Source organism: Streptomyces eurocidicus (assembly GCF_002891295.1).
Taxonomy (GTDB): Bacteria; Actinomycetota; Actinomycetes; order Streptomycetales; family Streptomycetaceae; genus Streptomyces; species Streptomyces eurocidicus.
In genome coordinates, this window is the sequence record NZ_LGUI01000003.1 from 671,248 (window position 1) to 683,647 (window position 12,400).

Consider the following 12,400-nt stretch of genomic DNA (forward strand, 5'->3'; position numbering starts at 1 on the left):
TCGGAGGAACACGGCCCCCGCTCCCGGGGACCGGGCTCCGCCGGGCCCGGGATTCACAGCGGCGCCTCCCACACCACCCGGGTGCCGCCGCCGTCCTCCCCCAGCCCCGGCCCGTACGAGCTCGACCCGCCCAGCGACTCCGCCCGCTTGGCCAGGTTCCTCAGGCCGCTGCGCCGCCCGCCCGCCGGGATCCCCACCCCATCGTCCGCCACGGTCAGCCGCACCGCGTCCCGCCCGTCCGGCAGCGTGGCCGTCGCGTCGACGACCACCTCCATCCGGGACGCCCGCGCGTGCCGGAAAGCGTTCGAAAGGGCCTCGCGCAGCGCGGCGATGAGGTTCTTGCCGGTGAGCTCGCCGACCTTCGCGTCGACCGCGCCGAGGAAGCTCGCCGAGGGCTGGAAGCCCAGTGGGACGGCCGCCGTGCCGAGCTCCCGCAGGACGCGCGTACGCAGCCCGGCGGGCGCCTCCGCGGGCCCCTGCTGGAGCGCGAAGATGGCCGTACGGATCTCCTGGATGGTCACGTCCAGCTCGTCGACGGCCTGTCCGACCTTCACCTTCACCTCGGGCACGACGGCCTGCCGCTGCGCGCTCTCCAGCATCAGGCCGGTGGCGAACAGCCGCTGGATGACCAGGTCGTGGAGGTCCCGGGCGATCCGGTCGCGGTCCTCGAAGACGGCCAGCCGCTCCCGGTCGCGCTGCGCCTCGGCCAGTACGAGGGCGAGCGCCGCCTGCGCGGCGAACTGCGCGGCCAGGGTGCGCTCCGCGGGCGTGTACGGGCGGGCTCCGCGCGCCCGGGGCATCGCGAGCGTGCCGAGCACCCGGCCGCCGCTCCGGAGCGGCAGCAGCATGCTCGGGCCGAAGCGCGGCGCCACCCCGGTGATCATGCGGGGGTCGGTGGCCGAGTCGTCGACGAACACCGGTTCCCCGGCGAGGAGCTGGGAGACGACCGGGCTGTGCGGCGGTATCACCGTACCCAGCAGGCCCGTGGGGTCCTCGGCGGAGACCGCGACCATCTCCAGGCCGCCGTCGCCGTCCGGCAGCAGCACGATCCCGGCCGCCGAGTCCGCGAGCCTGCGCGCCTGTTCGGCGACGACCGCCAGCGCGTCCTCGGCGTCGCTGCCCGACAGCAGTGCCGTCGTGACGGCCACCGAGCCGTCGATCCAGCGCATGCGCTGGCGGCCCTCGTCGTGCACGCGCGCGTTGCCGATCGCGATGCCCGCCTCGGTGGCCAGGATCCTCACCATGTGGAGGTCCGCGATGCTGAACTCGCTGCCCCCGCGCTTGTCCGTGAGGTAGAGGTTTCCGAAGATCTCGCCCTCGACCCTGATGGGCACGCCCAGGAAGTTGCGCATCGGCGGGTGGTGGTCGGGGAAGCCGGAAAAGCGCGGGTCGGACGTGAGGTCGGCGAGCATCACCGGCGCGGGGTGGTGGATGAGGGCGCCGAGCAGCCCGTGGTGGCCGTCCGGCAGGGCGCCGATGCGCTCGCGCTGCTCCTCGGTGACGCCGTAGGTGATGAAGTCGGCGAGCCCGCCGCCCGTGGAGTCGATGACGCCGATGGCGGCGTAGCGGGCGTCGGCGAGTTCGGCCGCGGTCTGCGCGATCCGGTCGAGGGTGGTGTGGAGCTCCAGACCGGTGCCGACCGACCGCATGGCCTCCAGGAGCTGCGGCACGCGCGCGGTCAGCTCCGTGGACATGCCCTGGAGGCTGCGCGTGGCCTCCGTGGCGATGGCGAGCGGGTCCATCAGGCGTGGGGTGTCCTGTGCGGGTCGCGCGCCCCGCGCGTCGGAAGGTCCTGCCGTGGCTGCCATGCCCAGAGCCTAATAAGCGCCTTTTGTCATGGAAAGAGGGCTCTCCAGGAAGTCTGCCGCCATCCGCGCGGCGGGGGCCCTCACCTCACCGGCGGCCGGGCCGCCGGAGGCCGTCCCCAGCGCGTCCGTGGCCTCCTCCCGCTCCAGCATCCGCCGGAACGGCCCGTCCACCGCCACCAGCTCACCGTAGGACCCCCGCTGCACCGCCCGCCCCCGGTCCAGCACGATCACCTCGTCGACCGCCGCCAGCCCGGCCAGCCGGTGGGTGATCAGCACGGTCGTCCGGCCCTCCGTCGCCGCCAGGAGGTCGGCGGTGAGCGCGTCGGCCGTCGGCAGGTCGAGGTGCTCGGCGGGCTCGTCCAGGACGAGGACGGGGAAGTCCGCGAGCAGCGCGCGGGCCAGCGCGACCCGCTGCCGCTGTCCGCCGGACAGCCGCGCGCCGTGCTCGCCCACCAGCGTGTCCAGCCCGTCCGGCAGGCCGTCCACCCACTCCAGGAGCCGCGCGGCCCGCAGCGCGGCCCGCAGTTCGGCGTCGGTGGCCTCCGGGCGGGCCAGCCGCAGGTTCTCCCGGACGGAGCTGTCGAAGAGGTGCGCGTCCTGGGCGCACAGGCCCACCAGCCGCCGCACCCCGTCGCCCGCCATGGCGGTGGCGTCCTCGCCCGCCAGTGTGTACGTACCGGCCTCGGCGGCCACGAAGCGCAGCAGCACCTGCGCCAGCGTCGTCTTGCCCGCGCCCGACTGCCCCACGACGGCCACCCGGCGGCCGGCCCGCAGCTCCAGCGCGAAGTCCTCCAGAGCGGGCGCCTGCTGCCCCGGATGGCGCGCCGTAAGGTTCACGAGCCGCAGCGGGAACGGCGACGACGGCGCCTCGGCCGTCCCCTCCGTCACGGGCACGGGCGCGTCCAGCACCTCGTACACCCGCTCCGCGGCGCGCCGTACGCGCTGCCGGTACTGCACCGCGAGGGGCAGCCCGGCCACGGCCTCGAAGGCGGCCAGCGGCGTCAGCACGACGACCGCGAGCCACAGGCCGTCGAGACGGCCGTCGCGCACGGCGAGCGTGCCCGTCCAGGCCGCGGCGGCGACGGTGAGCCCGCAGGCGAGCGCGCTCAGGCCGGAGCCGAGCGCGGTGGCGGCCGAGCCGCGGCGCGCGAGCGCGGTGAGCACGGCGTCGGCGCGGCGCACCCGCGCCAGCCGGGACGGCAGGGCGCCCGCGACGGTGAGTTCCGCCGTGCCCGCCAGCAGATCGACGACCTGTGCCGACAACTCGCCCCGCGCGGGCGCGAGCTGCCGTTCCGCGCGCCGGGCGACCGCGCCGGAAAGCGCCGGTACGGCCACCCCGGCGGCCAGCAACCCGAGCGCCAGCACCAGGCCCGCCTCCGGCAGCAGCCACGCCGTGAAGCCGACCGAGGCGACGCCGACGACCACGGCCGAACCGAGCGGCAGCAGCCACCGCAGGAAGTAGTCCTGGAGGGCGTCCACATCCGCGACCAGCCGGGAGAGGAGGTCGCCCCGGCGGGCGTCCCGGAGCCCGGCCGGCGCCAGGCGTTCCAGCCGCCTGTACACGGCGACCCGCAGCCCCGCCAGGGCGCGCAGCACCGCGTCGTGGGAGACCAGGCGCTCGGCGTAGCGGAAGACGGCGCGCCCGATGCCGAACGCGCGGGTCGCGGTGACGGCGACCATCAGATACAGCACCGGCGGCTGCTGCGAGGCACGGGAGATCAGCCAGCCGGAGACGCCCATGAGACCCACGGCGCTGCCCAGCGCCAGGCTGCCGAGCAGCAGCGCCAGCCCGAACCGCCCCCACCAGGGCCGCCCGGCGGCCCGTACCCGGGACAGCACGCCCCGGACCGCCACGGGCGCGGTCTCCTCGGCCGCCTCCTTCCCCGAAGGCGACACGTAAGGCGACACGTAAGGCGATACGGAAGGGGATACGGAAGGCGCCACGGGAACAGACGCGGGAGCAGGCACGGGAGAGGTCACGGAGGCCGTCGCGGGCTCCGGGGCGGCCGTCGCACCGGGCAGCCGCACCACCCGGTCCGCGACCGCGAGCAGCGCCGGCCGGTGGACGACGAGCAGCACCGTGCGGCCCACGGCGAGCCGGCGTACGGCGTCCACGACCGCCGCCTCGGTCTCCCCGTCGAGGTTCGCGGTCGGCTCGTCGAGCAGCAGGACGGGCCGGTCGGCGAGGAACGCCCGGGCCAGGGCGATCCGTTGGCGCTGCCCGGCGGAGAGCCCGGCGCCGTCCTCGCCGAGGCGGGTGTCAGTGCCGTGGTGCAGCATGGAGACGAAGTCGAGCGCACCGGCCGACCGCAGTGCTTCGCGCACCTGGTCGTCCGTGGCGTCCGGCCGGGCCAGCCGTACGTTCTCGGCGACGGTCCCGGCGAAGAGACGAGGCCGTTGCGGGACCCAGGCCACCTGGCCCCGCCAGCTTTCGGGGGAGAGCGATGCCAGATCCGTACCGCCGACGAGCACCCGCCCGGCCGTCGGGCGGGCGAAGCCGAGCAGCACGTCCAGCAGGGTCGACTTGCCGGCCCCGCTCGGGCCGACGAGCGCGACGGTCTCCCCGGGCCGCACCGTGAACGAGGTCTCGGGCAGGGAGGGTTCGGCCCGCCCCTCGTGCCGTACGACGAGCCGGTCTACGGTCAGGGACGCGCCCCGGGCGTCGGGCGCCGGCGTCCCGCCCGCCGGCGCGGGCTCGGTCTCCAGGACGGCGAAGACCTCGTCGGCGGCGGCCAGCCCCTCGGCGGCCGCGTGGTACTGCGCGCCGACCTGGCGCAGCGGCAGATACGCCTCGGGGGCGAGGACCAGCACCATCAGGCCGGTGCGGAGGTCGAGTTCGCCGTGGACGAGCCGCATGCCGATGCCGACGGCGACCAGCGCCACGGAGAGGGTGGCCAGCAGCTCCAGCGCGAAGGAGGAGAGGAAGGCGAGGCGCAGCGTCCGCAGCGTGGCCCGCCGGTAGTCGGCGGTGATGGCGCGGATCGACTCGGCCTGCGCCTTGGCCCGCCCGAAGACCTTGAGGGTGGGCAGTCCGGCGACGACGTCGAGGAAGTGCCCGGAGAGCCGGGACAGCAGCCGCCACTGCCGGTCCATCCGGGACCGGGTGGCCCAGCCGATGAGGATCATGAAGAGGGGGATGAGCGGCAGCGTGAGGACGATGACGAGCGCGGAGACCCAGTCCGCGGTGACGATACGGGCGAGCACCGCCACGGGGACCACGACCGCGAGGCCCAGCTGGGGCAGGTAGCGCGCGAAGTAGTCGTCCAGCGCGTCGATGCCGCGCGTGGCGAGGGTGGTGAGCTCGCCGGTCCTGCGCGAGTCGAGCCAGGCGGGTCCGAGCCGGCCGGCCCGGTCCAGCAGCCGGGTGCGCAGCTGGGACTTCACGGCCGCGCTCGCGCGGTGGGCGGTCAGTTCGGTGAGCCAGGAGACGGCCGCCCGGCCCAGGGCGACGGCGGCCAGCAGCGCGAGCCGCCCGGCCAGGTCGCCCGCGCCGCGGCCGTGCTGGAAGGCGCCCGTCACCACGTCGGCGATCAGCATCGCCTGGACGATGACGAGCCCGGCCCCCGCCAGCCCGAGCACGACGGAGGCGACCAGGAAGAGGCGGGTCGCGGAGGCGTACCTGAGCAGGCGGGGGTCGACGGGCTTCATGCGGGTTCCGTCCTCAGTGGGCGGCGGTGGCGGCCGCGGGTGCGGGGATGTGCTGGGTGCCGATCCGCTTGCGGAAGACCCAGTAGGTCCACCCCTGGTAGGCGATGATCAGCGGGGTCATCGGGACCGCGATCCACGTCATGATCTTCAGCGTGTAGGGGCTGGAGGCGGAGTCGGCGGCGGTCAGGCTCCAGGCCGGGTTCACCGAGGACGGCATGACGTCGGGGAAGAGCGCGAGGAAGACCAGCGCGAAGGCGGCCGTGATCGCGAGCCCGGAGAGGCCGAACGCCCAGCCCTCGCGCCCGAAGTGGTTCATGACCAGGGCACCGGCCAGGGCCGCCACGGCGACGATCAGCGCGGGCAGGCTGCGTCCGTTGCCGGACTCGGCCTGCGTCCAGCCGAGGAAGGCCGCGGCGAGGACGCCCGAGGTCATGCCGAGGACCGTGGCGTACGAGCGCGCCCGGTGCCGGATGTCCCCGACGGTCTTGAGCGCGGTGAAGACGGCGCCGTGGAAGGTGAACAGCACCAGCGTCAGGAGGCCGCCGAGCAGCGCGTAGGGGCTCAGCAGGTCCGTCAGGTCACCGCTGAAGTTCTTGTCCGGCCCGATCGGCACGCCCCGCACGACATTGGCGAAGACGAGGCCCCAGAGGAAGGCGGGAAGCAGCGAGCACCAGAAGATCGCGTGCTCCCAGTTGCGCTGCCAGCGCTCCCCGGGCCGCTTGTGGCGGTACTCGAAGGCGACGCCGCGCACGATCAGGCAGACCAGGATCAGCAGGAACGGCAGGTAGAAGCCGCTGAACAGGGTGGCGTACCAGTCGGGGAAGGCCGCGAAGGTGGCGCCGGCCGCGGTGATCAGCCAGACCTCGTTGCCGTCCCAGACGGGGCCGATCGTATTGATCAGGACGCGTCGTTCGGTGCGGTCCCTGGCGAAGCCCTTGGTCAGGACGCCGACGCCGAAGTCGAAGCCTTCGAGGAAGAAGTAGCCGGTCCACAGGACGGCGATCAGCAGGAACCAGAAGTCGTGGAGTGCCATGGTTCGTCTCTCCGTTCCGCCGCGTCAGTACGCGAAGGTCAGCGGCTTGTCGGCGTCCTCGGGGCGGTCGCCCGCGCCGCCCGAGGGCAGCCGCAGCCGGGGGTCCTTCGTGGGCGGCTTCTCGTCCGTGTCCGGCCCCGCCTTGGCGTACTTCACCAGCAGCTTGACCTCGACCACCGCGAGCACGCCGTAGAGCAGGGTGAACACGCCCATGGAGGTGAGGACCTCCGCCTGGCTCACGCCGGGCGACACGGCGCTGCCGGTCTTCATCAGCCCGTAGACGGCCCAGGGCTGGCGGCCCATCTCGGTGAAGATCCAGCCGAACGAGTTGGCGATCAGCGGGAAGCCCATGGTGAGGATGCCGATCCGCCAGGACCAGGTGGTGAAGAAGGGGCTCATCTCACGGGTGCGCGTCAGCATCAGCCGCGGGACCTCGTTCTCGCCCGTCCGGAATCGCGGATCGAGCCAGAACTTCCGCCGGGTGGTCCACAGTCCGATGAGCGCGGCGACGAAGGACGTCATACCGAAGCCGATCATGAGCCGGAAGCCCCAGAAGGTCATGAAGATGCTGGGGATGTAGTCCTCCGGCTCGCCCCCGTAGAGCTTGGCCTCCCGTGCGGCGACGTCGTTGATGCCGGGGACGGCCTCGGTGAAGTTGTTGTGCGCGAGGAAGGAGAGCACGCCGGGGATCTCTATCTCGACGCTGTTGTGGCCCTTGGAGACATCGCCGACGGCGAAGACCGAGAACGGCGCGGGGGCCTTGGTCTCCCACAGGGCCTCGGCCGCGGCCATCTTCATGGGCTGCTGCTCGAACATCACCTTGCCGAGCTCGTCCCCGCTGACCGCGGTGCCGAGGCCGGCGATCACGGCCACCGTCAGACCGACGCGCAGCGAGGTCCGCATCGCGCCGACCTGGTTCCGCTGCTTCTCGCCGAGCTCCTCGCCGCGCAGCTGCCTGCGCTTGGCGCGCCACAGGTGGAAGGAGGCGATGCCGACGATGAAGGCGCCACCGGTGAGGAAGGCCGCGGTGAGGGTGTGGAAGACGACGACGAGGGTGGTGTTCTGGGTCAGGACGGCCCAGATGTCGGTGAGCTCGGCCTTCCCGGTCACCTTGTCGACGGCGTAGCCGACGGGGTGCTGCATCCAGGAGTTCGCGGCCAGGATGAAGTACGAGGAGAGCACCGTGCCGACGGCGACGATCCAGATGCACGCGCAGTGGATCTTCTTGGGCAGCTTGTCCCAGCCGAAGATCCACAGGCCGATGAAGGTGGACTCGAAGAAGAAGGCCAGCAGGGCCTCCATCGCGAGCGGTGCGCCGAAGACGTCACCGACGAACCTGGAGTAGTCCGACCAGTTCATGCCGAACTGGAACTCCTGCACGATGCCGGTGACCACACCCATCGCGATGTTGATCAGGAAGAGCTTTCCCCAGAACTTCGTGGCATGGAAGTACTTGTCCTTGCCCGTACGGACCCACGCGGTCTCCAGCCCTGCCGTGATCGCGGCAAGGCTGATCGTGAGCGGGACGAAGAGAAAGTGGTAGACGGTCGTGATGCCGAACTGCCAGCGGGCCAGCGTCTCAGGAGCCAAAGCCAGATTCACTCGGTCTCTCCTTGCCTCTCGCGTCACCGGCAACACAGGTCGCCGACGTTATGCACCTGTATGCCCCAGGTAAAGCAGGACATAAAGACAGAGATTGTGAACGCGTTCACATTCACAAGCATTATGGCGCACCCACTTTCCGGACAAGTCAGGGGGGGTACCCCCTTCGGCCCTAGCGAGTGGGACCCCGTACGGGACCCCCATGTCAGGAGGGCGGGGAGGGGCCCGACAGGCCCTCTTGACGTGAGGGTCCGGGAACGCCGAACGCCGCCCACCCCTTGCGGGGGTGGGCGGCGTTCCCGGCGTGGGCCCCGGGCCTCAGAGCTCCTTGCGGAACGCCTCCGCCGCCTGGAGGAAGAGGTCGTTGCCGGCCGTCTCGCCGATCGTCGCGCGGATGCCCTCGCCCGGGAACGGCCGTACGACCACGCCCGCGCGCTCACAGGCCGCCGCGAAGTCCACCGCCCGCTCCCCCAGCCGCAGCCAGACGAAGTTGGCCTGCGCCTCCGGCACCGTCCAGCCCTGGGCGGTCAGCGCCTCGACCACGCGCGCCCGCTCCGCCACCAGACCGTCGACCCGCTCCCGCAGCGCGTCCTCGCTGCGCAGCGAGGCGATCGCGGCCTCCTGGGCGATGTGGCTCACGCCGAACGGGACGGCGGTCTTGCGCAGCGCCGCCGCGACCGGCTCATGGGCGACCGCGAAGCCGATCCGCAGCCCCGCCAGCCCGTACGCCTTGGAGAAGGTCCGCAGCACACAGACGTTCGGCCGGTCGCGGTAGAGGTCGAGGCCGTCCGGGAAATCGGCGTCCCGCACGAACTCGATGTACGCCTCGTCCAGCACCACCAGGATGTCGGAGGGCACCCGGTCCAGGAAGGACTCCAGCTCCGCCCGGCGCACCACCGTGCCCGTGGGGTTGTTGGGGTTGCAGACGAAGATCAGCCGGGTCCGGTCGGTGATCGCGGCCAGCATCGCCTCCAGGTCGTGCACCTCGTCCTCGGTCAGCGGGACCTGGACGGGGGTGGCCCCCGAGACCTGGGTGATGATCGGGTACGCCTCGAAGGACCGCCAGGCGTAGATCACCTCGTCACCGGGGCCCGCCGTGGCCTGGACCAGCTGCTGGGCCACGCCCACCGAGCCGGTGCCGGTGGCGAGGTGGGTGACCGGCACGGAGAAGCGCTCGGCGAGCTCGGCCATCAGCCCCGTGCAGGCCATGTCGGGGTAGCGGTTGAGGGTGCCGGCCGCCGAGACCGCCTTCTCCAGCACGCCGGGCAGCGGCGGATAGGGGTTCTCGTTGGAGGACAGCTTGAACGCCACCGGGCCCTCGGCGGCGGCGGGCTTGCCCGGCTTGTAGGTCGGCACGCCCTCCAGGGCGGCGCGCAGCCTCGGGGTCTTCTCGGTCACCGCGGGTCCTCCTCGACATCCCGTGCGCACGACGGCCAGGGACGCACCGCACACGAATAGCGGACTTCAATACTGCACACCTTAAGAGGATTCACCGGGGCGGCGTCCAGAGCAGGGGGAGCGCTGTTTCAGGAGGCGTGCGCCGGTGGCGAGCGCCGTGGCGCGCATCCCCCATGAAGGTGAGTTGAGACCACTTCGAGACCTGGACCATCCTCCAGACCCGGATATGCCAGAGGCCAACGGTTCACCGTCGACACCCATAACCCTCTGGGTTTCCATGGTCATTGGGCGGAATTGTGCTTGCAGAAACGTGCCTGTCAACAGCCAAATACGTCGCCCTGCCAATGGACCACCCGAGCCCTACTATCGGCTCGCCATGACAGCAGCAGGGAAGCATCAGGTGAGCCGGTCGAGCGGCCGCCGGCTGGGGCGGGCGGGCATCCGGGACGTGGCCGCCGCCGCCGGGGTTTCGATCACGACCGTCTCCGACGCGCTCAACGGCAAGGGCCGGCTACCGGACGCGACCCGCCGCCATGTCCGCGAGGTCGCCGACCGGCTGGGCTATCGCCCGTCCGCCGCGGCCCGCACGCTCCGCACGGGCAAATCGGGCCTCATCGGCCTCACCGTGACCACGTACGGGGATGAACCTTTCACCTTCACCGAGTTCGCCTACTTCGCCGAGATGGCCAGAGCCGCCACCTCGGCCGCCCTGGCCCGTGGCTACGCCCTGGTCATCCTGCCCGCCACCTCACGCCATGACGTGTGGTCCAACGTCGCCCTCGACGGCACCGTCGTCGTGGACCCCTCCGATCACGACCCGGTCGTCTCCGACCTGGTCCGCCAGGGCATCCCGGTCGTCTCCGACGGCCGACCCGCCGGCACCCTGCCGGTGACCGCCTGGGTGGACAACGACCACGAGGCCGCCGTCCTGGGCATCCTCGACCACCTCGCCGCGGCCGGCGCCCGCCGCATCGGCCTGCTGACGGGCAACACCACCGACACGTACACCCGGCTCTCCACCCACGCCTACCTGCACTGGTGCGAGCGGGTGGGCCAGGACCCGGTCTACGAGAAATACCCCGCGCACGACCCCTGCGCGGGCGCGGTGGCCGCCGACCGCCTCCTCGCCCGGCCCGACCGGCCCGACGCGGTGTACGGCCTGTTCGACCCCAACGGCACGGACCTGCTGGCCGCCGCCCGCCGCTACGGCCTGCGCGTCCCCGACGACCTGCTGCTGGTGTGCTGCAGCGAGTCCATGGTCTACGCCACCACCGAACCGCCGATCACCACCCTCTCCCTGAAGCCGCGGCGCATCGGCACCGCGGTCGTCCAGCTCCTCATCGACGCCATCGAGGGGCTCGACACCGGACGACCGGTCGAACAGGTGATACCGACCGAACTGATCGTCCGGACCTCCTCGCAGCGCCGCCCGCCACGCGTCACGGTGAGCCCGCCGCGCGGCCCGGCGATCTGAGACCCCGGCGAGCCACGGGCCGGCCCGCCCCGGGTCAACCCGCCGTTCCGCACCGTCGTGTCTTCGGCGCGTCCCTCACCAGGTCGCGCGGAGGGCGCACGGGGCGCGGAGACCAGGGGGCGAACGAGTCAATTAGGGAGAAATAACCGCCGTACGCGCCCTCCCGCACCGATTCGCGGCCCCTGGTGCGTCACAAGGCGCGACGGTCATTCCTATGATGGGCGCACGACACCACGGACCGCCGTCGACCAGGCAAGGTCCACAAGGTGCACGGCGGCGCGATGGTGGAGGGGTCGATGACTCAGGGGGCCGGTCAAGGACCCGCGGCACGGCACACGGCGGCGATCCCGCCCTTCCCCGGGTACGCCGCGCCTCCCCCCATGCCTCCTTACGGTCAGGCCGCTCCCCCGGTGCAGCCGCCCATGGAGGCCCCGGAGGGCTACACCCCGACCGAGCGCGACCTTCCGGTGATCGGCCGCCCGGCCGTTCCGGAGGACATGCCGACGGTCGAGCTGACCCCGATCACCGAGCACCACGCCCATGTCCCGGCGCCCCCGCCCGGCCCCGGGCCGCTCTTCGTCGTGGGCGACGTCCACGGCTATCTGGACGAACTGCGGGCCGCGCTCGCCGCCCAGGGGCTCATCGACGCGAACGGCAGCTGGTGCGCGGGCAACACCCGCCTGTGGTTCCTCGGCGACTTCACCGACCGGGGCCCGGACGGCGTGGGCGTGATCGACCTGGTCATGCGGCTGTCCGCCGAGGCCGCGGCCGCCGGGGGCTACTGCAAGGCCCTCATGGGCAACCACGAGCTGCTCCTCATCGGCGCCAAGCGGTTCTCCGACACGCCGGTCAACTCCGGCGCCGGCACCGCCTCCTTCCAGGCGGCCTGGCTGCTCAACGGCGGCCAGCGCACCGACATGGAGCGCCTGGAGGACCACCACCTCCAGTGGATGTCCCGGCTCGACGCCATGGCGCACGAGGACGGGCACCTGCTGGTCCACTCCGACACCACGGCCTACCTCGACTTCGGCGACTCCATCGAGGCCGTCAACGACGCGGTCACCGAGGCCCTCCAGCGCAACGACCCCGACGAGGTCTGGGACCTCTTCAGGAAGTTCACCAAGCGGTTCGCCTTCCGCGACGAGGCGGGCGCGATGGCCGCCCGTGAGCTCCTGGACACCTACGGCGGCGGCCGCCTGGTCCACGGGCACAGCCCGATTCCGTATCTGCTCGGCGAGGTCGGCACCGAGGAAGCGGACGACGAGGAGCGCGGCACACCCGTGATCGACGGCCCGCATCTCTACGCGGACGGGCTCGCCCTGGCGATGGACGGTGGCGTCACGATGGCCGGAAAACTGCTGGTGGTGCAACTTCCGCTGACTGGCTGAGGGTTCAGCGGGCAGACGTCCGGGCAGGTAGGGAGTCCACCGGCGCAGG

The 12,400-nt window shown here is 72.4% G+C and carries 7 protein-coding genes; 2 read left to right on the forward strand and 5 right to left on the reverse strand.

All coding sequences use genetic code 11. The features are described from left to right. Positions 1-53: 53 nt before the first annotated feature. From AF335_RS12825 to hisC, 5 genes are all read right to left on the reverse strand, one after another. A complete protein-coding gene (locus tag AF335_RS12825) occupies positions 54-1,742 on the reverse strand; it encodes a GAF domain-containing sensor histidine kinase (RefSeq protein WP_102918448.1) in 1,689 nt (562 codons plus the stop codon). A 75-nt stretch (positions 1,743-1,817) separates the two neighbouring features. Beyond that, on the reverse strand, positions 1,818-5,456 hold the full coding sequence (gene cydD / locus AF335_RS12830; protein ID WP_102918449.1) for a thiol reductant ABC exporter subunit CydD: 3,639 nt from the start codon (positions 5,454-5,456) through the stop codon (positions 1,818-1,820). A 13-nt stretch (positions 5,457-5,469) separates the two neighbouring features. After that, positions 5,470-6,489 (reverse strand): cytochrome d ubiquinol oxidase subunit II, encoded by a 1,020-nt coding sequence (cydB, locus tag AF335_RS12835; RefSeq protein ID WP_102918450.1) that lies wholly within the window; start codon positions 6,487-6,489, stop codon positions 5,470-5,472. A 24-nt stretch (positions 6,490-6,513) separates the two neighbouring features. Beyond that, positions 6,514-8,091 (reverse strand): cytochrome ubiquinol oxidase subunit I, encoded by a 1,578-nt coding sequence (locus AF335_RS12840; RefSeq protein ID WP_102918451.1) that lies wholly within the window; start codon positions 8,089-8,091, stop codon positions 6,514-6,516. Positions 8,092-8,409: 318 nt separating this feature from the next. Next, positions 8,410-9,489 (reverse strand): histidinol-phosphate transaminase, encoded by a 1,080-nt coding sequence (gene hisC, locus AF335_RS12845; RefSeq protein ID WP_102918452.1) that lies wholly within the window; start codon positions 9,487-9,489, stop codon positions 8,410-8,412. Positions 9,490-9,865: 376 nt separating this feature from the next. On the opposite strand from hisC, the gene AF335_RS12850 reads away from it, so the two are divergent. Both AF335_RS12850 and AF335_RS12855 read left to right on the forward strand, forming a co-directional pair. Further along, positions 9,866-10,963, forward strand: a complete 1,098-nt coding sequence (locus tag AF335_RS12850; protein WP_102918453.1) for a LacI family DNA-binding transcriptional regulator — start codon at positions 9,866-9,868, stop codon at positions 10,961-10,963. A gap of 281 nt (positions 10,964-11,244) precedes the next feature. After that, complete coding sequence (locus tag AF335_RS12855; protein WP_184743462.1) at positions 11,245-12,351, forward strand: metallophosphoesterase; 1,107 nt, start codon at positions 11,245-11,247, stop codon at positions 12,349-12,351. Positions 12,352-12,400 lie beyond the last annotated feature (49 nt).

What these genes read in the sequence shown, in the direction of transcription:
- AF335_RS12825 (WP_102918448.1), bottom strand. Translation starts at nt 1,742, where the DNA reads ATGGACCCGCTCGCCATCGCCACGGAGGCCACGCGCAGCCTCCAGGGC.
- AF335_RS12850 (WP_102918453.1), top strand. Translation starts at nt 9,866, where the DNA reads ATGACAGCAGCAGGGAAGCATCAGGTGAGCCGGTCGAGCGGCCGCCGG.
- cydB (WP_102918450.1), bottom strand. Translation starts at nt 6,489, where the DNA reads ATGGCACTCCACGACTTCTGGTTCCTGCTGATCGCCGTCCTGTGGACC.
- AF335_RS12855 (WP_184743462.1), top strand. Translation starts at nt 11,245, where the DNA reads ATGGTGGAGGGGTCGATGACTCAGGGGGCCGGTCAAGGACCCGCGGCA.
- cydD (WP_102918449.1), bottom strand. Translation starts at nt 5,456, where the DNA reads ATGAAGCCCGTCGACCCCCGCCTGCTCAGGTACGCCTCCGCGACCCGC.